Origin of the sequence: Anaerocolumna chitinilytica (genome assembly GCF_014218355.1) — a bacterium.
GTDB classification, from domain to species: Bacteria; Bacillota; Clostridia; order Lachnospirales; family Lachnospiraceae; genus Anaerocolumna; species Anaerocolumna chitinilytica.
On the sequence record NZ_AP023368.1, the window covers coordinates 4,243,732 to 4,266,867 of the forward strand.

Sequence of the window (23,136 nt, forward strand, 5' to 3'; positions counted from 1 at the left end):
CCAACATTTAATTACTTCGACTCATTACCTATCCGCATTTCTCAATCAGCTCTTTCAGATTATCTTCAATATACCGATAGGTCTTTTCCAGGAACTCCTCAATTGTCTTGCTATCCTTATAACAATCCTGAATAAATTCCTGGGGAGGCCTATCTTGTATAAGTGAAGTATAGAATTGTTCATATGCTCTTTGAGGATATGGCACTAATTCCTGAAGGCGCTTTGTATTTAGCGTAGGGTCTACTATCATTTCTTCTAAAAACCATAAGGGCTCCGGGTGCTCCGGCTCTTGCTCGGATTCAATCCTATGGATTGATTTCCACTTTTCAAACAATACAAAGTGATTAATTTCATGCATGGTTGCTTTATAGATAATATCTTCTCTGGTCAGATAATGAATCCAAAATTCTTTTGTAATTACTTTTCTGGGAAAGGAACTATATAAACCAAGATAACAAGTTATGTCACCAAAATTATTATTTATTAAATTAAATTCTTGGAATAAAACCGGTAAAGCCGGTACCACTACCCTATTCAATTTATCCTGGATTTCACAAGTCTTCTCAGACATATGCAGATATTCGCTTTTGTATCGTTGTTCAAAGACTTCTTCCACCACACAATGAATATCCTCATCTTTCATCCCACTATCTATTCTGTCAGCTAATTCCGGAAAAGCTCGAAATATCCGCTCTTTAAAGGGGAGGCTTTTATTCTTCTCTTGATAATTTGAACAAAGCAGATTTGCAGTATAATTAACATTGAATTTAAGGTCTGAAATTTTTATATGAACAGCAGGTATCTGCTGCTCTGTCATTTGGTTATTTAATAGCTTTTCATCAAGTAATTGACTATTCAAGTTCATATACAACCTCCACACAAAGATTGATTATTTCCAGGTCAAATCTGTATACACAGGATAATTATCTATACTAGCACCAAACCGTGAACTGAGAGCACCGTCTTCAATATCCTCCCAAGTGGCTGTATTATCATTGACCAATACATATCGGGTATATTTTTGAAACAAAGCCGACGGGCTTCTTGGCTCCCCTTTGTATTTCATCATATATTTATATTCTTTTTCGTATAGAGTACCCTCTTCAAACCCTGCTATCACATACTTATTTCCATCAAATCTTAAATCCTTTATGTAGAGAACCGGATATTCCGCCTTTATCGACTCATAATATTCCTTAGCGTAATGAGAAGGAGCATCCAAGGTATAATAAAAGGCCAGGCGAACAGTAGCCGGCTTTCCTTTTTGGGTTTTTGCTGTAAAACTATCCCATACGGACTGTCCATACGTAATATCCCCATTTTCATATACTACACAGTTATCTACTTTTGCATCTGCAAGACTGTAGTCATTCTGTAACTGATCCAAAGGATAATATGCCTTGTTGTTATAACTGTTCGTATTCTGATATTTGACAGGACATATAAGTAGCAAGGCAATTAAAATCAGAATAACGAATGCATATTTTTTCATTTTGTACTCCTATCTTCGTACTTTTGCGTGTATATAATTAAAGGGTTAGGTAAAATTTTTCACTTATAATTCTTCAACTTAAATTGTATTCCCATATTTTTCTATTCCAATATTATCATATTGTCTATACAATATCAATGTTGAGAAAAGATTTCACATTGACAAACTACTTTCTATCTGCTATACTCAGATAAATTTATAGTAAAACGCTAGGAATGAGAGAGTATGTAGATAATTTCTTTACAGAGAGCCTTTGGGTGGTGGAAAAAGGCAGGAAACATTTACAGAAGATGGCTCAGGAGCGGTGCGCCAAACCGTTTATAACGCTTAGGCCGCAACAGGTTTGCCTGTTATAGCAAAGGAGTATAATTATCCGGACAGGATAACGTACTTATTAAGGTCTTCGCCGTGAGGCAAAGATAAATTGAAGTGGTAACGCGGGTAATACTCGTCTTCTGAATAAGAAGGCGGGTTTTTTTATTTTATCCTTTAATTAAGATTACTATTTGTACCAAATCAACAAGAAGACTGTCTTTACAGACATAATTTTAGTCCGGCACTGCGGACACAGCCTTAACGAACACAAGAGCAGTGCAGAAATGAGGTTATTCTATGGATTTTACTACCCGATGTATTCACGGTGCAGCCAACAACACACACACTACCGGTGCCGTCAGTGTTCCCATCTACCAGTCTGCTACTTTTGCACATCCCGGGATCGGCCAAAGTTCCGGTTACGATTACTCAAGACTCCAAAATCCCACCAGGGAACATCTGGAAAAAATAATTGCTAATCTGGAGGAGGGTGTGGATGCCATCGCTTTTAGTACCGGTATGGCCGCCATAACTGCCCTGATGGAGCTCTTTTCTATTGGTGATCATATCATAGCATCCGAAGACCTTTATGGCGGTACTGTCCGCCTCTTTGATAATATTAATAAAAAGAATGGACTTCTTTTTGATTACCTTGATACCTCTGATTTATCGAAGCTGCGTGGCTTAATCCGCAAGGAAACAAAGGCCATTTATATAGAAACTCCTACTAATCCCATGATGCAGGTAACCGATATCCAGGCAGTGGCTGCCCTTGCAAAAGAATATAATCTGCTGGTTATTGTGGATAACACCTTTCTTACCCCATACTTCCAGCGTCCCTTGACTCTTGGAGCAGACATTGTAATCCACAGTGGTACCAAGTATTTAAGCGGGCATAATGATACCCTGGCAGGCTTTTTAGTAACCGGAAGAACCGATTTATCTGAGAAGCTTCGCTATATATATAAAACCACAGGGGCTTGTCTTTCTCCCTTTGACAGCTGGCTGTTAATCAGAGGGATTAAAACCCTTGCCATCCGAATGGAACGCCAGGAAGAAAATGCGAAGAAAGTGGCAGCCTTTTTAAATTCCCATGAAAAAGTGAAAAAGGTTTACTTTATAGGCCTAGAAACTCATCCTGGTTATGAGATTTCCAAAAAACAGGCATCGGGCTTCGGTTCTATGATATCTATTGAGGTAGATACTGAGGCGACAGCCAAGCAGGTTCTGGAAAGAGTTAATCTTATACTTTTTGCAGAAAGTCTTGGTGGTACTGAAACCTTGATGACTTACCCCATGGTTCAGACCCATGCTGATGTTCCCATAGAGGACCGTCTTGCCAGGGGAATCAATGACCGTCTCCTGCGTATGTCCGTAGGCCTTGAAAATACAGAGGATTTAATTGAGGATTTAAAGCAGGCACTTTCTTAAAAATAGGAGTATAATGATTAAGGAGAGGACAATCTTCTCTTCGAATATCTGAAAACAAACCTGTAATAATAATATGCGAAATTGGACAGAAATTACAATTTAGAGGGATTACAATTTAAAGGAAATACAACTCTAAGAATATCTCAAAAGTACATCCTCACTCAGGATAAAAGAAAAGGAGAATACTTCCATGCCCTATGATTTTGACAAATTGACTGATAGAGTTAATACCAATTCATTAAAATACGACTTTGCCCTGGAGCGCGGTAAGAAAGAGAATCTTATTTCCATGTGGGTTGCCGACATGGACTTTCCCACCCTGCCCGAAGTTAGAGAAGCTCTGATAAAATCTGCGGAACACGGTATCTTTGGTTACACAGAGGTGAAAGAAGATTATTTCAGAACACTTCATAAATGGTTTTCTTCCCATTACCACTGGGATATTGAGCCGAACTGGCTTGTAAAAACACCCGGTGTGGTATTTGCTGTTGCTACGGCAGTGCGTGCTTTAACAAATGAAGGGGATGCGATACTGATACAGCGACCTGTTTATTATCCTTTTTCAGAAGCTGTATTGAATAACAACCGAAAGCTTATAAATAATCCTCTTATTTATGACAATGGAACGTATAGCATAGACTTTGAAGATTTTGAACAAAAGATTATAGAGAATAAGGTTAAACTCTTTATCCTTTGTAACCCTCACAATCCCGTGGGTAGAGTCTATACAAGGGAGGAACTTATCCGTCTTGGTGATATTTGCTTAAAGCATAATGTACTGGTAGTATCGGATGAAATCCATGCAGATTTTATACATCCTGGCCATGAACACTTGGTATTGGCGTCCCTGAAAGAGGACTATAAATCAATATCCGTAACCTGCACCGCCCCCAGTAAGACCTTTAACCTGGCTGGTTTACAGGTATCCAATGTTCTGATTCCTAATCAAACATTAAAACACCGGTTTAAGGGTGAAATAACCAAATCCGGTTACAGCCAGCTAAATACTATGGGTCTCATTGCCTGCCAGGCAGCATACGAATATGGTGATGAATGGCTTACAGAACTAAAAGCTTATATATATGAGAATTTAAAGACTGCCAGGGAATTCATTGAGACAGAGCTTCCGGTGTTAACGGTTGTAAACACAGAGGGAACTTATCTTTTATGGGTGGATTTTAATGGTCTCGGGCTGGACACAGAGGAGCTTGAACAGTTTATTACTGATAAAGCCGGTTTATGGCTTGACGGTGGTACTATGTTTGGCCCTGAAGGAAAGGGATTTCAGCGTTTTAATGTAGCCTGCCAAAAAAGCACCTTACTAAAAGCATTAAATCAGTTAAAGGATGCGGTTGATTCTTTAAATCAATCAGTATAACTTAATTTGTAAAGCTCATTTCATACTATAATAAATCACTCAAAGGGACCGCTTAAAGTAAAGTCTTAAAGCAGTCCCTTTCTTAAAGTAATAATACTATTCACTAAACCTTATCCTATCAATTAATGATTCTTTCCTGACTGATTTTCCCAAAATCAGAGCTAACACAAATTGAATTAAGATCAATACAACTGATATGATTATTGCAGCGCTAGTTGGATAATGATAACGACTGATACTAAATATTCCATTGTACTTACTCCATAAAAAAATTGGATATCCTAATATACTACCTAATCCAATCGAAAGCAATAATGTTCCGATTGTATAAAATAACCCTTCCTGCTGTAACATGATTAACAATTGTCGGTCTGTCATACCAAGTGCCTGCATCATACCAATCTCTTTTTTTCTAACATGAACATTGTGAATCATTGTATTTATAATATTCATTACACAAATAGCTCCAAGAATGCAAAAAAACAAATAACATACACCACTTACCATAGTAATTGCCGATGCCCATTCATCATAACTTGCTTTCCAGGTTTGCAGTTCCAGAATATTTGAATTATCATCTATTAATTCCTTTAATGCTTGTTCTGTATCTCTATTGTACTTTTGTTTAGCAAAAATATGGTACACTTCATTAATATTATAAGTGCTTAACTTCTTTGCTCCCTCATCTGCCATTAAAAGATAATTGTAATTTGTAAATCCTAGCGGATAATCCCCAATTGCTACTATTTTAACTGCTTTTTTATGACTTCCGTCTGAATCATTCATTGTTAGGTCTATCATGTCACCGATACTTAAAGTCGGATACCAATGCAGAAGATTTTTATCCAGGATTACTTTATCCCCCGATTTTAATTCCTCAAAAGTTACATTTCCCTCAATTATTCCTTTCTCCAATTCTTTTGCGTATTCTTCCGGTATACCACAGATTCCTTCTGTATTATCTTCAAATATTTCTGCAGAAACTTTTACAAAGCCAAAACCTGCTACCGCTGTTACTCCGTCTATTGCTTCTATTTTCTTTCTCAAGCTTTCATTTAAGGGATTATTCTTAATAATATTATCCCACTCTCTTTCTGGGTGCTCTTTGTTCCCTGTTTCTGCATTAATCTGAATTTGATACTGCCCCAGTATGGAATTATTCGCACTTTCTATCGGATTAGCACAAGATAAAACAGTTGCTATCACCATCAGTAAGATACCTGTCATACCCATCGATAATATTGTTATCATACTATTCTTTTTACTTCCAATCAGAAAAATATAGGATAATTTTAATACGGAAATATTTGAAAAGCTCTTTTTATTCCTTTGCTTTTTCTTTTTATGACGTTCTAAATCATCCGATTGATAACGAATAGCATCTGTTTCTGATAGTTTTGATACTATTTTCATCGGTTTAGCAAGAGATATACAAACCGTGAGCACGGCTATAATTATTGTAAGAAGATATATCCACCAATGGTAAAGCGTTATTTGATTTTCGTCGAACAATTTTTTCATCGTTGCAGCCATCAGATTTTCATTCTTATAGAGAGATAGAAACGCCAGCAATGCCCTCTTTGAGATGATTGTTCCCATGATAAGTCCAATAGGTACTGCCACCAATGCAATCCCTAATCCCTCACCTAATACAATTTGCTTCATTTGAAACCTTGTAGCTCCAATTGCCTTTAATTTACCAAATTCCTGAATTCTTTCAGTCATTCCTATGTAATAGATACTATATATTGTAATAATTCCAGCAATAATGATAATGGCTAATATTCCAAGTATCCCTGATAATATAGACGGATCAATATAATTTGCCATCAGATAATCTTTATTAATCAGGATATTTTTTTCTGGAATAGAGAATATCTTTGCAATACGATTAATATCCTTTTCCAGGTCGTCTGTTATTGATTTTTTTGTTCCGTTTACCTGAAATAGGAAATAATATAAAATTTGATTTTCAGGTATTTCATTTTCCAAAAATTTTTTTGACACATAGGCAGTATATTTTTTTGCACTAGAATCACTTTCGGTAATTCCTGTAATTACAAACTCCTTTTCTTCCCTGAAATCAAGACTTCCATCTCGAAGTATTTGATAAGGTATAATTATCCTATCCCCTACTTTTTTATCTGCTTGCTCTAATTCTTCTAAAACACCTGAAGAAATCACAATTTCATTTTCCTTCTCTGGAAGTTTACCTTCTAGAAGCTTTAAGCGACTCAGTGAAAATCCTTTATTATCCATATAAATTAATGCTATCTGAGAATTTTTGTTTACTATGTAACCTGCGTCACTGCGTAAACCAGAACTTGCAATATTATGGAATGAGGATAGCCGGTCAATTGTTTTAGCATCTACATCCCGAAATAATGCATGCCAGTTAGGATATACTTCATTAATAGCCGCATGCTGCCCATCTATCATATTTTTCCCAACAGAAGGCACCAGAAAAAGTAATATTGTCGTTAAAAATACTGCAATTCCTATTAATATATTTTTACTTTTATGATATCTGAGATTCTCTTTAACTATCCTTACAATAATATTCATCAATAACTCACCACCTTGCCATCTTCAACAAAAATAACTATATCCGCCATTTGTGCAATGGTTTCATCATGAGTAATCATAACCAAAGTTTGCCCATAATCTTTTACACATTTTTTTAGTAAGCTCATGACTTCTAGCTCCGTCTGTGAATCCAGGTTCCCAGTAGGTTCGTCAGCAAGTATAATGGCAGGAGTTGAAGCAAGTGCTCTTGCTATAGCTGTTCTTTGCTTTTGGCCACCCGATAACGTGTTTGGTTTTGCATCTTTTTTATCTGATAAACCTATTTTATCAAGTATATCCAGGATCTCTTTTTCATTCACCTTCTGACCATCCAAGCCTATTGGCAATATTATATTTTCCCACACGGTCAACGAAGGAATCAGATTGTATTCCTGAAAAACAAAACCAACTTTTTTTCTGCGGAATTTAGCCAGATTATCGGCTTTCAATTCAAAGATATTCTGTCCTTCTAAAATAACCTTTCCTGAATCAGGATAATCCAACCCACCCATGAGATGTAATAATGTAGATTTACCTGAACCGGAGCGGCCAACAATAGCAGTAAATTTACCTCGTTCTATTTCTAAATTGGTGTGATCCACTGCTTTTACAACGACCTCTCCCGTTTGATAATATTTCACCAGATCCTCAACTTTTAAAATACTATTCATTTTATTATCCTCCCGCTTATCTATCCTTCCAACATATTTTAACAGGATAAAATTGCAAAACCCTTACAAACACTATTACAGTTTTGTAAGGGTTATATTGGCAAGGTTATACGAAAGACAGTACCGTTCTGCTGTTTTCTTTTGGCCGCAATCGTTCCGCCTTGTTCTTCTAATATTCGTCTTGCCAGGTAAAGACCAATACCAGCTCCTTCTTTCACCAGACCTCTTGCTTTTTTACCGCGGTAAAAACGTTGAAAAATCTTATGTAATTCTTCGGCAGGTATCCCCATTCCTTCATCCTCAATCTCAACTAATAGGATATTGGGTAATTGGTTCACTCTGATTGATACGCAGGAACCTGCTTCTGAGTACTTAATAGCATTATCTAATACGTTTGATATCGCCTCTACTGTCCATTTAGGATCATGGAAAACATTAACATCTCTTTCCATATCAAGCTGTATATTAATATTATTGTTATAAGCTTTCATAATCACCTGATTTACTGCCTCTGTTAATGTCTTCCTTATACCTAATACCTCTGGTGTTATCTGAATCATGTGATATTCCAGCCTTGACAAATTTATCAATTCCTCTAATAAAATCTCCAATTTACGAATTTCTTGTTCTTCCTGATTTAAGAAATCCTGACGTTCCTCATATGTTAGTTCTGTCTCCTGAGCAAGTTCGTGGCTCATTCTAAGTGAGGAAAGCGGCGTTTTCAGTTGATGCGATATGTCTGTTATTAATGATTTTGTATTATTCTCTTCCCTGTTCATTTGCTCTTTTAATGATGCAAAATAGTATCCTAATTCCTTTAACGAATTTTCAACATTCAGCCACTCCTCCGTTTTATCACTGGCTCCTTCCGAAGTAGCCTTAAAGAATACCCTATGATAATTTCCTTTTATAAACTGCTTTAATTGTTCATTTAAAAGGATCAAGTTAGTTATAATCCCATGCTTCTCTATTTTGTTTTTCTTCCTTTGCAAATAGTAAGTGAGACTAAAAGACATTACCAATATTATTAAGACGAGCAGCCAAACCTTAAAGAAATATGTATTTGATTCTTTTGAGTAAAAATTATAGCTTTCCTTTAATTCATCTTCTTGATCCGGATGCATTACGGATAATTCAACCATCTGTCTATGATAAATATGATTAAGATTTCTTGAAATAATACTTATTCCACCTGTCAGCACCACAGAGAGGATAAACCACATTATAATGTATATTATCACCTTTTTATTACTTCGCATGTCCATATATACCCTAAGCCTCTCACATTTGAAATGGAATCCGTATTCAATTTACTTTTTAATCTGCTGATATTTACTGTAACAGTGTTATCATCAACAAATAATCCATCCATTCCCCAGATTTTTTCAAGAATACTTTCTTTTGTCACTATCTGTCTTGCATTTTCAAGTAAATATACTAAAAGCTGTATCTCCTTCTTACTTAAAAGAATAAGATTATCAGATTTCTTTACCTGCATCTCTTTTAAATAAACTTTAATCTCACCTGATATTAAGACTGTAAGCTCTTTTTCATTTAAACGGCGCATCAATGCATTTACCTTCGATACAAAGGCATTCACTGAAAATGGTTTTGTTATATAATCATCGGCTCCGGAATCATACCCATTCACAATATCGATCTCTTGATTTAAAGCTGTTAGATAAAGAAGATAAGCATCACTTTTATCACGAATTGCTTTACCAAATGCAAGACCGCTTCCATCCGGCAGAGTAATATCGCAGATTACCATCTTAATATCGTTTTTTTCCCATAATTCCTCCGCTTCGGCCTGTGTAAATGCAGATATTACTTGATACCCTTCTCTTCTTAGTTTCAAAGAAATTCCTTTATTTAAGTTTTCATCATCTTCTAAAAGCATTATTGTATTCATGGAACCACCTCTATGGAGTTTAATCATTTGTTTCATTAAAAATGCTCTTCTTATAATCAAGAATAATTATGAAGCTGTAGATACCTGGTAATATTATACATCTAACTATGTTTCAAATACAATCAAATTATAAGTGTGTATCATCCACTGTTTTCAGATATATGCAAAAAAAGAAGGAGGATAATCCTCCTTCTTTAGTCTCTTTATCTAACTCTTATCTTACTACGCCGCTTTTTACAAGTGCTGACTGAATATCTTCCTTCATATCAATTACTGCCTGTCTGGATGCATCCGCATAGGCACTTTCTCCAAATTTCTCGTATCCCTTTGCTTTGTAAGCAGCTATGATACCTCTGGAAGAATTCACGATTGCTCCTAATCCATCCTTATTAAAATAATGAATTAAATCCTCTGCCTTACCACCCTGAGCCCCATAGCCGGGAACCAGAATATAGCTCTTTGGCATCAGCTTTCTTAAGACTTTACCCATCTCCGGATAAGTAGCACCAACCACTGCTCCGATATAGCTGTAGTCCTCAGACATATGTTCACTGCCCCACTCTGCCACTTTCTCACCTACCAGCTCATATAGTGGTCTTCCTTCCACAAGCTTGTCCTGGAATTCACCGCTGGAAGGGTTGGAGGTCTTAACTAATATAAAAAGTCCCTTCTTCTCTTCCTTACAGACCTCTATAAAAGGTTTGATTCCATCAGAACCCAGATAAGGATTGACCGTGGCAAAATCTTCATCAAATCCGTAATAAGAATTATTCCCTATCTTAACTTTTCCAAGATGCCCTACAGCATAGGCAGCTGAAGTAGAACCAATATCTCCTCTTTTGATATCACCGATTACTACCAAACCCTTTTCCTTACAGTAATCAACTGTCCTCTTGTAAGCAATCAGGCCTTCAATACCAAATTGCTCATACATGGCAATCTGAGGTTTTACGGCAGGAATGAGATCATAAGTAGCATCCACTATCCCTTTATTGAACTGCCATATTGCTTCTGCCGCACCAGCTAAAGTCTCTCCCTTTTCTTCATAGGCTGCTTGCTTGATATATTCTGGAATATACTCCAGCATAGGGTCAAGGCCCACTACTATAGGTGCATTCATTTTTTGAATCTTTCCAATTAATTGCTGAATCATTGCTGCTCCTCCGCTTTATAAACGATCTGTCCGTCGACTAGTGTATACATTATTCTGCCCTTTACTCTTCTATCATGAAAAGGAGTGTTCTTACCGAAAGATACGAACTTTTCTTTATCTATCCTATACCACTCACTGGTATCTGCAATTACGATATCCGCTGTCCAACCTTCCTTTAAGCTGCCTCGGTTAAGTCCAAGTACATCTGCCGGATTGGTGCTTAGCTTACCTACAAGCTCTGAAAAGGAAAGAACCCCGGTTTCCACAAGCTCCGTATAGGAAAGTGCAAATGCCGTCTCCAAACCTACAATACCAAAAGGTGCCTGCAGAAAGGATTTATCCTTTTCTTCTTTGCTATGAGGTGCATGGTCGGTTGCAATCACATCCAGGATACCATTTTTCAGACCTTCCTTTAAAGCTTCCACATCCGCCTTGCTTCGAAGTGGCGGGTTCATCTTATAATTACTATCATCACAGGGTATATCTTCATCGGTCAAGGTAAAGTGGTGGGGGCATACTTCTCCGGTTACGGGAAGTCCCTCTTCTTTTGCCCATTTGAGAAAAGCTACGCTGTCCTTCGTGGAACAATGGCATAGATGGAGTCTCACCCCGGTTTCCTTTGCCAATAGAATATCACGGATGGCTATGATATCTTCTACTGCATTGGAGATTCCCGGAAGATTAAGTTCCCTGGCTTTGCTGCTCTCATTAATAACCCCATTCCCTACCAGATTCTTGTCCTCACAATGAGCAAAAACCGGGATTCCTGCTTCCTTCGCCTTTATCATACCTTCTCTGTAAAGAGATGTACTCATAACAGATTTACCGTCTTCACTGATAGCTGCTGCTCCTGCCATAGCCATCTCGGCAATCTCAGAAAGTTCCTCACCCATCTGCCCTTTTGTTACTGCTCCAATTGGAAGAATATTCACCAGAGCTTCTTCGCGTTCCTTCTTCTTAAGCCATTCAATCATCTCTTTGCTGTCTATTGCAGGTTTGGTATTAGGCATAGGGCATATGGTAGTAAAACCACCTCTGGCGGCAGCAGCGCAACCACTCTTAATGGTTTCCTTATATTCAAAGCCTGGTTCCCTTAAATGTACATGTAAATCAATAAATCCAGGCATTACATAAAGTCCGCTTGCATCAATGACTTTATCTGCAGTAACATTAAGTTCACTGCCCACTGTAATAATTATTCCGTCCTTTATATAGATTTCCCTTATCCCATCTATTCCTGTGGATGGGTCAAGCACATGCCCATTCTTTATTAATACTGTCACGCCTTCCTCCTATCATTATCGCTTGTATTATTAATTGGTACCATTGATTTCAACCCTTATCAAACCTTACAATTCAGCTTTTGCAATATCTTCAAGCATAGCTTTATTACTTACATATTTCTCAATTTCTTCTTTCTTTACCCACTTGTAATCATTTAATTCTTCCGAAAGCACCACCTCATCACTCAAGCTCAGCAGATGAAAACAGATTCCGATAGTACAGACATCACCAATCATAAAGGACCAGGTGTATAATATACGATTAATATGAGCATTCAGACCGGTATTTTCATAAACAATACGCAGTACTCCTTTTTCAGGGCTTTCGCCGAATTCAAGTTTTCCATCAACAAATTCCCACTGGTAAGGGTCCATGATTCTGTCATCATACCATTTCTCAGCTAATAAATATTTATCTTCATATTGAACAATACCCTTTACAAGTATCCTGTATTTTTCCATAATAACTCCTTTCATGAATATCAATTAAAACCTTTTTTAAGTTATATTCTTCCATTCAATCAATTCAATTATAACGTAAGCTTTCGCCAAATACAACCATTCCTTTCATCCAAAAAAAGGATTGAATAATTCGTACTTTCCTGTAAAACCTATTCCTGTAACATTTATCATAATGCAAAATGGAAGGATGATTATATGGACAACTTCGGAAGCTTTAATAATATGTTCCCTCCTGCTCTGGCAATTTATCTGGCAAATGACAGGGTAGCAAGAGATGCTTTTTATGATCTGGATGATATGCGCAGAAGCGAACTTATGGAGTACTCCAGAGAATTTCAATCAAAAGAAGAACTGGAGAGATTCCTTTACCATCACGATGAAGATGATTTTCAATAGTACAAAACGAATAAAAGCCATGTAATAAGCTCCCCTTATGACAAACAGTTATATTATCGAAACTGCCTGGCACAAAGGGAGCTTATTACATGGTTCATATTTGTTGCTATGTTAGAATATATAGCTGCCTCAACATCCCACTCAGCTAGTTACCAATTGGTTGTTTAGCAGCTTATAGGAACCGGTCCTCCTTTTTTAAAAGGTATTAAAAATGACTGAATTCCACTGGAATATGGAGCAATCTCATAGAGCTGAAAAAAGATAACGATTCCTTCCGGGACTACATAAAAGTTTTTTTCATTGAAATTTTCTTTTACCAGTTCGTTAACATCTTCAAAGTATAAATTACTGTTATCCTTCTCATTGCTTGCAATCTGGCTGTTAATGACATCTAAAATATAGGCTGTGTAATCCTTCCTGCCGGGAAAATAGTCCGATAAGTCTATTCTTCTTCCGGTTTTCAGGTTCCAGGTGTCCGCACTTCTAACCGTCATTCCATGTGCCCCTCCCGTATATTCATACCTGTCAAAATACAGACTCAGCACACAGTTATCATTAAAGGTTATGGTATATACCGTAACAACATCATAAGTTCTTACCGGAAAGTTATTCGCTGTTGCATACTCATAATCATCAATTGCCATCTGATATAACTTTGTTATATGATATTTTTTATAAAGTGTGGCTTCTGCCTTATAGTACACACTGAGTTTTTTTGCAAATGCCCGAAACCGTTCTGACGAAAACTGCGGATACTTAATGTCATAAGTTAAAAGTATTTGTCCCTTGTACTCCATCTCACCTTTAAGCTCATATGCCCTTACATAAACACTATTAACGTTCAAGCTGCCTCACCATACAAATCTTTGTGTTAATATATGCGTTATAAAGCTTAATTGTTCAGGATATTCATTAAAGCTTCATGAGCTGTGGCAAATGCCAGTTCATTATTAGACATTGCAAATCTGCCATCATCTTTTTCAAGCTGCTTAAAACCTGAAAAGTCGGCGAGATGAGGCTCCAGACTTAAGAACCCCTGATAGCCTGCCAGATCAAGTTCTTTTAGAATTGCCTTTATATTACCATCACCATCTCCGGCTTTTTTCACTTCACCGGTTTCATTCACTGCGTCCTTGATATGTATGTAAGAAATATAACCTTTTAATAATTCAAAGGCTTTAAGAGTATCCTCCTTACATTGAACGAAGTTGGCAAAATCAAATACCGCTTTGAAGTTCTTATCATAAAGGCTTTCCATAATATCCTTGCAGCGAAGAGCTGTATCTCCATAGATACCTTTTTCATTTTCATGAAGCAGGATAACTTCACTTCTCTTTCCTTCCTCCTTTAATTGTCCAAGGCGTTCGATTACTTCGTTCTTATAATTTGCCGCTATACTGTTTTCCGGAATATAAAAGCTAAATATCCTGATGTTAGGAGTTTGCAGGATATGTGCTGTTTCAGTTACTCTTTTAAAACATTCAACATGTTCCTTAAAATCGTCTGTTACTGATATCTTACCAATGGGTGAGCCGATAGCAGATACTTCTATCCCTTCACTATCCATATATGACTTTAACTCTTTTATTTCTGTCTGTGAAAAATCTGCTACATTTTTTCCGCCTGCACTGCGAAATTCCAGATAGTTCATTCCAAGCTTTTTTAAAAGCCTTATCTGGATTTTAAGATCATCACTGATTTCATCCGCAAACCCGGTTATCTTTGAAAATTGAAGCATACTTAACTTAACCTTACCTTTCCCATACCTGCAGGCATCCGGCTGCAGGTATATATTTAAATAATAATCTCTTTGCCTGATCTGGCAGCTTCATATACAGCTATCATTAAGTCAATTGTATCTTTCACCTGGGTAATTCCTATGGGGGTATTCCTTTTCTCCTTATAGGCCTCATAGTAATCCGTAATGCAGTCCATATGCCCTGCTCCCCAGTAACCCTTGCCCATGGCTTCTTTCTTCTTCAATCCTTCAGTAGGAATATATACATTATCCAATTCACGGCCATCAAAGTCATAACATATAGTTCTCATCTCTTCGATTCTTACATTCATTTTTTCGCAATGCAGCTCTATGATCGGAGGCATATTAGTGCAATATGCAGTTGTGGCATAAAAGCAGCCAGTAACGTCATTTTCGTACCGGATATAAGCTTCCATCATATCCTCTACCTCAATTATGCCTTTCAGGTGATGATTTGCCATTACCGCATCTGCTTTTAACGGCTTTCCAAGGAAAAGAGTAAGTAAATCCAAAGAGTGTACCGCCTGGTTAATTAACGCTCCGCCGCCCTCTGTTAAAAGGCTTCCTCTCCATCCGCTCTCTGTATAATATCCGCTGTCTCTGCTCCAGCTGACAATTGCTCTACCTCCAATAACCTTACCGGGTATTCCATGCTTCATAAGTTCTAATGCCTTTAGCGTACCCGGATTATAACGGTTTTGAAAGCAAAACCCAAGTCTGCTGCCGCTCTTACCTGCTGCTTCCTTTAATCTGTCATATTCCTCTCGGTTCATAGCAGGTGGCTTCTCCATAAAAACATTGATACCCTTAGCCAGGGCAGCTTCTGCCATAGGTACATGAAGATAATGAGGTGTACAGATATGAAGGATCTGAATATCTTCCTTCTCTATCATTTCCTCAAAGGAGGTATATGCCTTCGCCTGGTACTCTCCAGCCAGTACCTCTGCCCTATCCCTTATGATGTCACAGACACAGGCCAGGCTTACTCCAGAAAGCTTGCTAATACAGGCGCTGTGGACCTGAGCAATACTGCCGCAGCCTACGATGGCTGCTTTGATATTATTTTCCATCCTTGCTACCATAACTACCTTTCGTATCAAAGGTTGCTTCCTTTACATTATCCTTTTTAACAGAAGCATTTCTTCTCTTGTTCAGTTCCGTTAAAAATAAGTCTTCTTCTATCGGAAGGGTTACAGGCCTATTCAACCAGGAGGATAAATGCATGGCATTAGAGAGCATTAACCCTCTGATTCCTTCTCTTCCGTCAGCAACTAACGGTGATCCTGTAAGAATTCTGTTTGTAAAGGCCTTTAATACTCCGATATGCTGACTATTCTCTCCGATCAGCTCCACTTCCCGATAAACTCCTTCCGGTTTTTTAAAACCTTCCGTAGCGGTAAAGCAGTATTCTCTTTCATTTTCCACAAGCTCGAAAAGTGTAAGCTCATCTTCTTCACATACCAGTTTTCCTTTTTCCAGCGTAATCTCAAAACGATTGGTTCCCGGTGCATCACCTGTAGTGGTAATAAAAACACCTGTCGCACCGTTTTCTAACGTAAAATATGCGGTCACATCATCCTCTACTTCTATATTGTGCCACTTACCGTTGTGGCAGAATGCCTGTACTTCCTTTGGCAGACCGCATATCCACTGGAGCAGGTCCAGATTATGGGGGCATTGGTTAAGAAGGACACCTCCGCCTTCCCCGTCCCAGGTAGCCCTCCAGTCTCCAGAATCATAGTAGGCCTGAGTACGGTACCAGTCCGTAATAATCCAGTTAACCCGCTTAATTTCTCCAAGAGTTTTACCTTCCACCAACTCCTTCATCATTTTATAAACAGGGTTGGTTCTCTGGTTAAACATCATGGCAAATACTTTGTCCTGTTTGTCTGCCTCTTCATTCATTTCTCTTACCTGCTTGGTGTATACTCCTGCCGGCTTCTCGCATAAAGCATGGAGTCCATGATGAAAAGCACTTATTACAAGTTCCGGATGCTGGTAATGAGGGGTAGCCACCAAAACCGCATCACATAGTCCGGATTCTATCAGTTCTTTTCCCTCCAAAAAAACCGCAACCTTTTCGCCTAACTCTTTTTTAGCCCAATCTCTTCTGCTTTCTTTTCTGTCTGCCACAGCTGTCAGTATAAGTCCAGGGATCTCACCCTTACTTATATTTGCAGCATGAGCACTTCCCATATTTCCGATTCCGATAATTCCGATTCTAACCTCGTTCATAACTTCCCTTTCTACCATCATACTTTTGTTCCATCATATTTTTGTTCCATCATATTTATCTACCTGTAACCTAATTTCTTCAGATAGTCATAGCTTTGCTTCAGGCAGCTGAATGGACTGCTTAAGCAGGTATCCTGTTCTACCAGCAGATACTCACAATTCGTTTCCTTAAGAGCCTCCAATATTCCAGGAAAATTCAGATTACCTTCTCCAACCGGAGCCATCACACCACCTCCTGAAACTACAGCCATATCTTTTAAATGTACGCAGGGAAGTCTGTCTTTTAGCTTCTGAATCCACCAGATGACATCTCCTCCGGCTGCCTGAACCCAGTATGTATCCAGAGTAATTCCCATTTCTTGCGGAGTAAAGAGCTCCAAAAGCCTCTCCAGTAAAGTTACTCCCTTCTCTTTTTCAAACTCAAAATTATGATTATGATACATAAAGAGTTTTCCGCTTGCAGTAATTTTCTTAATTGGTTCCTTAAAATCTTCATAAAAATAAGGAAGCCAATCAGTACCTCTGTACTTTTCCGGCATGGCACCAAGTCCGATATAAGGGCTGCCTAAGATATCATGCTCTTTTATCAGGTTCTCCGTATCGTAAAGAATCCGATTAACATCGCTGTGAGTAAGTACTGTTTTAATGTCATACCGGTCACAGATTTCTCGGAGTTTCTCTGGGGAGATTCCCTTTCCTACTCCAGATATTTGCACATAACGATACCCGATATCTGCAATCTTTTTTATTGTCCTGTCAAAATCCTCTTCTGTCTGAATAAAATTCCTTACCGTATATAACTGTGCACCCAATTCCATTCTATTTATGCCTCTTTCCCTTATAAAATCTAATATATTTCTATTATAATTCTACTTTGATTCTACTGTATTTTTCAAATGGATACCATTGCATATGAGGACAATTATATTGCAAATATAGCGGTTTTATTTTATAGTAAATAAAAGAACCTATCGATACCGGAAAGGAGTTTCTATGGCAGCCCTGGCAGAAATCACAACCGAACATATTATTTTTGGTTATAGTTATTCTAATGAAGCCAATAAGGATTATCAGCTTCATTGTCATAATTTTTATGAAATTTATTATTTTCTGGAAGGAGACATCGATTATCTGGTAGAAGGTAAGCATTATAAACCAGTTCCCCACAGTATGCTGCTTCTGGCTCCTAATGTCTTTCATGGTGTCCGTGTGAACAGTGATAAGACCTATCGCCGGATTGCTCTCCATTTTTATCCCGAGCTGCTGTCCGTTGAGCGCAGAGCCATGCTATTATCTATTTTCCCTTCCCTTACAAGAACTGATGATAAGAAGATCTATTACGAAGATATAGCACAGGAGAAATTCTATCCTCATTTGGAAGCACTCTTAGACTGCTCAAACCTTCCGGTTTCCCTTCGAGATGCCCTGGTACCAATCAACCTGGAGGCACTCCTGTCCCGCATCATGGCATATGACAGCAGAAATGAAATCTCTGCCAGAAAAGAAGAAGGCTCTGAGACAATTAACCAGATAATCGCCTTTTTGAATGAACACTTTACATCCCAGCTTTCACTGGATTTCATTGCAGAGAAGTTCTGCCTTAGCAAACATCACCTGAACAAGGTATTTCGGAAAGCCACCGGAACTACTCTTTGGGATTATCTTACCTATAAGCGTATCAGTTACGCGAAGCAGCTGCTTATTGGAGGGCACAGTGCAGAAGAAGCCTCAAGAATAGCGGGATTTTTAGATTATACGGCATTTTACAGGGCATACCGTAAAATCACCGGAAATAGTCCCATCAAAGACCGTGGCAACCTGCCCTCCTTAATTCAATAGACAGAATAAAAGTATCATTTAGATATATTCGGAATACCATAATGGTGAGTACCTCCGTTTATAAGGATTGGTTTGCCATGGAGAATAAAAAAACGGTAAGTTTATGTATGATTGTGAAAGACGAAGCCTGGATCTTGGAGAAATGCCTTGCCAGTGTTACCGGTATTGTAGATGAAATTCTAGTCGGAGATACCGGTTCTACGGACAACTCTAAGGAGATTGCCGCTAAGTTCGGAGCCTTCGTATTTGATGTTCCCTGGGAAGAGGACTTCTCAAAAGCCAGAAACCATATACTAAAGAAAGCCTCCTGCGACTGGATTTTGCTTCTTGATGCCGATGAAATCTTTAATTCAGAGGATACGGATACCTTCCTGCACCTGCTTACCAATGAAAATTATGACGGCTATCACTTTACGCTGCTTAATTATTATGATGATGAAAACACAAAAGAATATTCCGTACATTATGCCTTCCGGTTGTTACGAAATACAGGAGAATATCATTTTGAGGGCAGAATCCATGAGCAAATTCAAAAAGAGGGAGGAAGCTTAGACCCCTCAAGATTTACACTGGCTGAGGTTACGCTATTTCATTATGGCTATACCGTTAAAGCTATTGAAAATAAGCAAAAACATAAAAGAAACATGCCTCTTTTAAAAAAGCAGCTGGAAGATAACCCTGCTGACCCCTATTACTTATTCAATATAGCGAATGAATATATGGCAGAAGGAGATATCACAGAGGCGTTGGACTATTACCTGAAATCTTATGAAAAAAAGGTTACTACCCAGGCGTATTTTCCTCATATCTTCTATCGTATTATCCTTTGCTATATGTCATTAAAAGATTCTAAAAAGGCCCTTGCCTTTGCCCTGGAAGGGTTAAGTTATTACCCCGAATGCACCGATTTTGAATATCTAAGAGGCAGTATCTATCAGAATAACCACAAGCATTTGTTAGCAATTGCTTCTTTTAAGCGCTGCCTGGCCATGGGGGAGGCCCCCACCAGATTCCGCTTCACCGGCGGCTGCGGAACATATAAGGCTTATCAGACCTTAGGGGATATTTACACTTTGGAAGAGATGTATGAAGAAGCTGTGGAAGCCTATGTCAATTCACTGCATTATAAGGAATGCCCGGGTTGTACTATCTCTTTAGGTAAAGCACTATGTAAACTTTGTTCAGACAGTTATACCCTTTTTGACCAATTAATTACTTACCTGCCCTATGCTGATTATGGAGAAAAGCTTCTTCATGCTATTCATATACTGATAGAAGAAAGGTATTACAAAAGAGCCAACGTAATTTTAGAAAAGACCAACCTATCCGAGAACTGGAAAGGAGACTATCTGCTTTTAAGCGGAAAATTATCTTTTTATCAGCACGATTATAAGAAGGCATATCATGCATTACTGGAACTGATGACAGAAAAAAACTCCTTATCGGCCTTAACCTGCTATAAGGAGGAAATCTCTGCTTTCTTTTTTCTGACCTTAATCCAATATAACAGCTTATACTCTAATAACCAATCTTACGATAGCTACTATCATTATTTAGAGGGCTTGTCCATGGATAAGCGAAACACCTGCAAACTCATAGCAGGAAGATTAGCACCGGAACTATTCCAGATTGGAAATACTGATGTTCTTGACTATAACTTCTTCTTTTTAGTATTTGAGATATTGCTAAAATCGGAAGGAAAGGCCGCTGTCAGCAGACTTACAGCCGTGGTGCCAAAACTCTTCATCCTGGACGCTTACACAAAGCTTGGCGAAATTTATGCCAAATGCGGCTATTGTGAGGAGGCCACGGCTTCCATTCTGCAATCCATAAAAGAATATAGTTATATCGATAAGGAGAGTGCCTGGTACTTGGGAGCCTGCCTGTGAGCGCTCCTGCAGTTATACACCGAGTTTTGGTCTGGTGAGTTGAATCTACTGTAACTTACTTCTCTATAATATCCAATCTAAGTAAAGCTGCGAAAATATATAATATTCCGATCCGGGTCATAAAAGCTCATATTACAAGCACCCCATGGACGCATCTGAGGCTTCTCAATAATTTCAGCTCCCAGTTCCAATAACTTTTGATACTCTTTCTCCATATCCTCAACAGTAAATGCAAGGCATATATTCTGGTTATTATTATTTTTAGCACTTCCGTCATTATAAATGGTAAGCATTGTTTCTTCTGCTATTAATGTCTGATGAACTTTATCGTTACTGCCATTTTCAATATCCAATAGTGCTTTATAAAAGTCCGCCAATCGAATAACATCATTTGTTAATAATCCAACTTCACCAACACGCATAGTATTTCTTCTCCCTTTCCATCATCTGCAGTATTACTATTCTATAAGTCCAAGTACCATAAAAGCATGGCCTCATCCGAATTCTTGTACCCATTCTCATTGATTACACAGAGTTTCGCTCCCTGCTTTTGATAAAAATTACATGCCGGCAGATTCGTATTCTGGCATTCAATTTTCATCCTTTTAAATCCATTATTTTTAGACCATGCAGAAGCCATGTCAAATAGCCGCTTTCCGATGCCATGCTGTTTATATCCACGCTCAACTCTTAAATCCCACAAAACAGTAATATCATCTCTGCCTTCTAACATCATAACGCCTTCTGTTTTGGAGGCAACCGCCGCACCTCCAATTGCTTTTTCACCATCAAAAGCAATAAAAAAAGCCCAGTTGCTGACATCGAACCTCTTTGTCCAATCTACAGCACTATCATCTTCCGCAAAATCAATCACATAAGGAGGTACTTTCTTTCTATAAAAATGATAAGAAACTCCTTCCATCCCATTTCCTGTCTTATGTATCTCATAGATCTCTTCTACATCGACTGCCATTGAGACAGAATCATAAATTGACAGTGCCTCCTGCCCTACTTGCTTATAAATAATATCTTTCATTTAACCTCCATGTGTATCGCAGGCTTGCATTGAAGACTTCCCAAAACAGGAAGTGGAAATCATCTCTTAATTTTCACACTAACCTTGGTAGTTACCCAAATCATACTGTAGTACTCTTATATCGAAAAAGGAGATTGCCTTAGCTCTCCGGTTTTGTAATCATATTTCCAGCCATCATAACGATAATCTTCAGGGATGCGTAAATAACATCCAATGTTCTTGTACTTACTGCGTTTTACTATGCCGGACACATTCTTGTTATCGACATTACCTTCTGCAACAAGCAGACTGTCTTCCTCTGCTGAGAGAACAATACCAATGTGGTCATGCCAGGGAGTAAGCGGCGGTTTATTCTCTTCAGGAATGATATTATCGTATATTACAATATCACCTCTCTCAGGTTTAAATCCATTCTCTTCTTTGAAACAAAAACCGCATTTCTCACCCCATTCATACCACGCCCTAACACCGGCAAACCGTGTTATATAAAGAGGTTCCTGTCTGATTGGCAGCTTAAGACCGGCTAATATGGCACAATGGTAAACAAATGCTGCACACCAGCCATTCTTTAGTTCATCAAATGCTGTCTGCTCCGGATAATATCTGATAATCTTCTTATAATCACTATCTGTTCTTATACCCTCAATCTTCCTATCTGCCAGTTCTTCTGCTATATCAGCCATTTGAGCACGGTTATAGCGGATACTCTTAGCTATCCTTTCTTCCGCGGTAATTTTATTAGCTGGAATCTCACTTATGGGTAATCCCAATTCTGCCTGTACTTTAAGGAGTCTTTCACAGATACAGTTTTCCTTTTCTTTATCTGAGAGCCAATGCTGCAACAAGTCGGAATCCTTTAGCACTTCATCATATTCATCATGAAGATGTTCTTTATCGGAATGGTGAAATACCGCAGATTTTATAAGCTTCTGCTCCTCTTCCGTAAATATATCCCTTAGCTCATTCTTAAAAGCCACCCGTATCATTTCAGCTCCATTTATAGCATGAAACGGTGTATAACCCGTCTTAAAGGAATAGATATCATGAAGCAAACCGCACACATAAGCGGTATCAGAATCTATTCCGCGTTTAACGGCAAGTAATGAAGCACACTGTGCCACACCATAGGCATGTTGAAAAGAGTAAAACCGTTCTTCCTTGGAATCAATCTGTAATAAAACAGCTTCCAAATAATCTTGTACTGCATCCTTTTTTGTCATGCTTGTCTCCCCTGGTAATATATTTTATTCCATAAAACATCCTTCCTGTTTTTTCTGCTGGTGTGCTTCTGCAATTTATAAGTATATGTACATCAGTGGT

At 38.2% G+C, this 23,136-nt stretch carries 22 protein-coding genes and 1 other annotated feature; of the genes, 5 read left to right on the top strand and 17 right to left on the bottom strand.

The window, feature by feature from the left end; all coding sequences use genetic code 11:
- Positions 1-28: 28 nt before the first annotated feature.
- On the bottom strand, positions 29-865 hold the full coding sequence (locus bsdcttw_RS18475) for a hypothetical protein (RefSeq protein ID WP_185256292.1): 837 nt from the start codon (positions 863-865) through the stop codon (positions 29-31).
- Positions 866-889: 24 nt separating this feature from the next.
- A complete protein-coding gene (locus bsdcttw_RS18480; protein ID WP_185256293.1) occupies positions 890-1,492 on the bottom strand; it encodes a hypothetical protein in 603 nt (200 codons plus the stop codon).
- Between the two features lie 202 nt (positions 1,493-1,694).
- Positions 1,695-1,951, top strand: a binding site (T-box leader).
- Between the two features lie 153 nt (positions 1,952-2,104).
- On the opposite strand from bsdcttw_RS18480, the gene bsdcttw_RS18485 reads away from it, so the two are divergent.
- Together bsdcttw_RS18485 and bsdcttw_RS18490 are read left to right on the top strand one after the other, a co-directional pair.
- A complete protein-coding gene (locus tag bsdcttw_RS18485) occupies positions 2,105-3,238 on the top strand; it encodes a trans-sulfuration enzyme family protein (RefSeq protein WP_185256294.1) in 1,134 nt (377 codons plus the stop codon).
- A 190-nt stretch (positions 3,239-3,428) separates the two neighbouring features.
- A complete protein-coding gene (locus bsdcttw_RS18490; RefSeq protein ID WP_185256295.1) occupies positions 3,429-4,616 on the top strand; it encodes a MalY/PatB family protein in 1,188 nt (395 codons plus the stop codon).
- Positions 4,617-4,712: 96 nt separating this feature from the next.
- Here the strand turns inward: bsdcttw_RS18490 and bsdcttw_RS18495 are convergent, their stop codons facing one another.
- The 7 genes from bsdcttw_RS18495 to bsdcttw_RS18525 all read right to left on the bottom strand — a co-directional run bounded on the left by bsdcttw_RS18495 (position 4,713) and on the right by bsdcttw_RS18525 (position 12,662).
- Positions 4,713-7,181: an ABC transporter permease gene (locus tag bsdcttw_RS18495; protein ID WP_185256296.1), complete on the bottom strand. Its 2,469-nt coding sequence runs from the start codon at positions 7,179-7,181 to the stop codon at positions 4,713-4,715.
- Positions 7,181-7,852 (bottom strand): ABC transporter ATP-binding protein, encoded by a 672-nt coding sequence (locus bsdcttw_RS18500; RefSeq protein WP_185256297.1) that lies wholly within the window; start codon positions 7,850-7,852, stop codon positions 7,181-7,183. Before bsdcttw_RS18500 ends, bsdcttw_RS18495 begins: the two co-directional genes overlap by 1 nt.
- Before the next feature lie 92 nt (positions 7,853-7,944).
- Positions 7,945-9,117 carry a sensor histidine kinase gene (locus bsdcttw_RS18505; RefSeq protein WP_185256298.1) on the bottom strand — a complete coding sequence of 391 codons (1,173 nt, stop codon included), beginning with the start codon at positions 9,115-9,117 and terminating at the stop codon, positions 7,945-7,947.
- A complete protein-coding gene (locus bsdcttw_RS18510; protein WP_185256299.1) occupies positions 9,090-9,764 on the bottom strand; it encodes a response regulator transcription factor in 675 nt (224 codons plus the stop codon). The genes bsdcttw_RS18505 and bsdcttw_RS18510 overlap by 28 nt, the downstream gene beginning before the upstream one ends.
- A gap of 214 nt (positions 9,765-9,978) precedes the next feature.
- A complete protein-coding gene (pyrF, locus tag bsdcttw_RS18515) occupies positions 9,979-10,917 on the bottom strand; it encodes an orotidine-5'-phosphate decarboxylase (RefSeq protein WP_185256300.1) in 939 nt (312 codons plus the stop codon).
- Positions 10,914-12,200: a dihydroorotase gene (locus bsdcttw_RS18520; protein WP_185256301.1), complete on the bottom strand. Its 1,287-nt coding sequence runs from the start codon at positions 12,198-12,200 to the stop codon at positions 10,914-10,916. Before bsdcttw_RS18520 ends, pyrF begins: the two co-directional genes overlap by 4 nt.
- A gap of 66 nt (positions 12,201-12,266) precedes the next feature.
- Positions 12,267-12,662 (bottom strand): NUDIX domain-containing protein, encoded by a 396-nt coding sequence (locus tag bsdcttw_RS18525; protein ID WP_185256302.1) that lies wholly within the window; start codon positions 12,660-12,662, stop codon positions 12,267-12,269.
- A 195-nt stretch (positions 12,663-12,857) separates the two neighbouring features.
- Between bsdcttw_RS18525 and bsdcttw_RS18530 the strand changes: the two genes are divergently transcribed.
- Positions 12,858-13,058 carry a hypothetical protein gene (locus bsdcttw_RS18530; RefSeq protein ID WP_185256303.1) on the top strand — a complete coding sequence of 67 codons (201 nt, stop codon included), beginning with the start codon at positions 12,858-12,860 and terminating at the stop codon, positions 13,056-13,058.
- Positions 13,059-13,222: 164 nt separating this feature from the next.
- Here the strand turns inward: bsdcttw_RS18530 and bsdcttw_RS18535 are convergent, their stop codons facing one another.
- From bsdcttw_RS18535 to bsdcttw_RS18555, 5 genes are read right to left on the bottom strand one after another with little or no spacing between them, the layout of a single operon-like run.
- On the bottom strand, positions 13,223-13,903 hold the full coding sequence (locus bsdcttw_RS18535) for a DUF3298 and DUF4163 domain-containing protein (protein WP_185256304.1): 681 nt from the start codon (positions 13,901-13,903) through the stop codon (positions 13,223-13,225).
- A gap of 47 nt (positions 13,904-13,950) precedes the next feature.
- Entirely contained in the window at positions 13,951-14,796 is an 846-nt protein-coding gene (locus tag bsdcttw_RS18540) for a sugar phosphate isomerase/epimerase family protein (RefSeq protein ID WP_185256305.1), read from the bottom strand.
- Between the two features lie 56 nt (positions 14,797-14,852).
- Positions 14,853-15,917 (bottom strand): Gfo/Idh/MocA family protein, encoded by a 1,065-nt coding sequence (locus tag bsdcttw_RS18545; RefSeq protein ID WP_225903703.1) that lies wholly within the window; start codon positions 15,915-15,917, stop codon positions 14,853-14,855.
- The gene (locus tag bsdcttw_RS18550; RefSeq protein ID WP_330602251.1) at positions 15,877-17,073 is read right to left on the bottom strand and encodes a Gfo/Idh/MocA family protein; all 1,197 of its coding nucleotides are present in this window, start codon (positions 17,071-17,073) and stop codon (positions 15,877-15,879) included. Before bsdcttw_RS18550 ends, bsdcttw_RS18545 begins: the two co-directional genes overlap by 41 nt.
- A gap of 38 nt (positions 17,074-17,111) precedes the next feature.
- Entirely contained in the window at positions 17,112-17,870 is a 759-nt protein-coding gene (locus bsdcttw_RS18555; protein WP_185256306.1) for a sugar phosphate isomerase/epimerase family protein, read from the bottom strand.
- 175 nt (positions 17,871-18,045) lie between these two features.
- Here bsdcttw_RS18555 and bsdcttw_RS18560 point away from each other — a divergent pair, with 175 nt between their 5' ends.
- Complete coding sequence (locus bsdcttw_RS18560) at positions 18,046-18,891, top strand: AraC family transcriptional regulator (RefSeq protein WP_185256307.1); 846 nt, start codon at positions 18,046-18,048, stop codon at positions 18,889-18,891.
- 77 nt (positions 18,892-18,968) lie between these two features.
- Positions 18,969-20,780: a tetratricopeptide repeat-containing glycosyltransferase family 2 protein gene (locus bsdcttw_RS18565; RefSeq protein WP_185256308.1), complete on the top strand. Its 1,812-nt coding sequence runs from the start codon at positions 18,969-18,971 to the stop codon at positions 20,778-20,780.
- Between the two features lie 77 nt (positions 20,781-20,857).
- On the opposite strand, the gene bsdcttw_RS18570 is transcribed toward bsdcttw_RS18565, so the two are convergent.
- From bsdcttw_RS18570 to bsdcttw_RS18580, 3 genes are all read right to left on the bottom strand, one after another.
- On the bottom strand, positions 20,858-21,202 hold the full coding sequence (locus bsdcttw_RS18570) for a VOC family protein (protein WP_185256309.1): 345 nt from the start codon (positions 21,200-21,202) through the stop codon (positions 20,858-20,860).
- A 41-nt stretch (positions 21,203-21,243) separates the two neighbouring features.
- Entirely contained in the window at positions 21,244-21,816 is a 573-nt protein-coding gene (locus bsdcttw_RS18575; RefSeq protein ID WP_185256310.1) for a GNAT family N-acetyltransferase, read from the bottom strand.
- Positions 21,817-21,932: 116 nt separating this feature from the next.
- On the bottom strand, positions 21,933-23,036 hold the full coding sequence (locus tag bsdcttw_RS18580) for an HD domain-containing protein (protein WP_185256311.1): 1,104 nt from the start codon (positions 23,034-23,036) through the stop codon (positions 21,933-21,935).
- Positions 23,037-23,136 lie beyond the last annotated feature (100 nt).

Excerpts from the sequence above, each read along its gene's own strand:
- bsdcttw_RS18495 (WP_185256296.1), bottom strand. The coding sequence starts at position 7,181 with ATGAATATTATTGTAAGGATAGTTAAAGAGAATCTCAGATATCATAAA.
- bsdcttw_RS18560 (WP_185256307.1), top strand. The coding sequence starts at position 18,046 with ATGGCAGCCCTGGCAGAAATCACAACCGAACATATTATTTTTGGTTAT.
- bsdcttw_RS18570 (WP_185256309.1), bottom strand. The coding sequence starts at position 21,202 with ATGCGTGTTGGTGAAGTTGGATTATTAACAAATGATGTTATTCGATTG.
- bsdcttw_RS18530 (WP_185256303.1), top strand. The coding sequence starts at position 12,858 with ATGGACAACTTCGGAAGCTTTAATAATATGTTCCCTCCTGCTCTGGCA.
- bsdcttw_RS18505 (WP_185256298.1), bottom strand. The coding sequence starts at position 9,117 with ATGGACATGCGAAGTAATAAAAAGGTGATAATATACATTATAATGTGG.
- bsdcttw_RS18490 (WP_185256295.1), top strand. The coding sequence starts at position 3,429 with ATGCCCTATGATTTTGACAAATTGACTGATAGAGTTAATACCAATTCA.
- bsdcttw_RS18580 (WP_185256311.1), bottom strand. The coding sequence starts at position 23,036 with ATGACAAAAAAGGATGCAGTACAAGATTATTTGGAAGCTGTTTTATTA.
- bsdcttw_RS18550 (WP_330602251.1), bottom strand. The coding sequence starts at position 17,073 with ATGATGGTAGAAAGGGAAGTTATGAACGAGGTTAGAATCGGAATTATC.
- pyrF (WP_185256300.1), bottom strand. The coding sequence starts at position 10,917 with ATGATTCAGCAATTAATTGGAAAGATTCAAAAAATGAATGCACCTATA.
- bsdcttw_RS18475 (WP_185256292.1), bottom strand. The coding sequence starts at position 865 with ATGAACTTGAATAGTCAATTACTTGATGAAAAGCTATTAAATAACCAA.
- bsdcttw_RS18525 (WP_185256302.1), bottom strand. The coding sequence starts at position 12,662 with ATGGAAAAATACAGGATACTTGTAAAGGGTATTGTTCAATATGAAGAT.
- bsdcttw_RS18510 (WP_185256299.1), bottom strand. The coding sequence starts at position 9,764 with ATGAATACAATAATGCTTTTAGAAGATGATGAAAACTTAAATAAAGGA.
- bsdcttw_RS18485 (WP_185256294.1), top strand. The coding sequence starts at position 2,105 with ATGGATTTTACTACCCGATGTATTCACGGTGCAGCCAACAACACACAC.
- bsdcttw_RS18540 (WP_185256305.1), bottom strand. The coding sequence starts at position 14,796 with ATGCTTCAATTTTCAAAGATAACCGGGTTTGCGGATGAAATCAGTGAT.
- bsdcttw_RS18575 (WP_185256310.1), bottom strand. The coding sequence starts at position 21,816 with ATGAAAGATATTATTTATAAGCAAGTAGGGCAGGAGGCACTGTCAATT.
- bsdcttw_RS18565 (WP_185256308.1), top strand. The coding sequence starts at position 18,969 with ATGGAGAATAAAAAAACGGTAAGTTTATGTATGATTGTGAAAGACGAA.
- bsdcttw_RS18480 (WP_185256293.1), bottom strand. The coding sequence starts at position 1,492 with ATGAAAAAATATGCATTCGTTATTCTGATTTTAATTGCCTTGCTACTT.
- bsdcttw_RS18500 (WP_185256297.1), bottom strand. The coding sequence starts at position 7,852 with ATGAATAGTATTTTAAAAGTTGAGGATCTGGTGAAATATTATCAAACG.
- bsdcttw_RS18555 (WP_185256306.1), bottom strand. The coding sequence starts at position 17,870 with ATGGAATTGGGTGCACAGTTATATACGGTAAGGAATTTTATTCAGACA.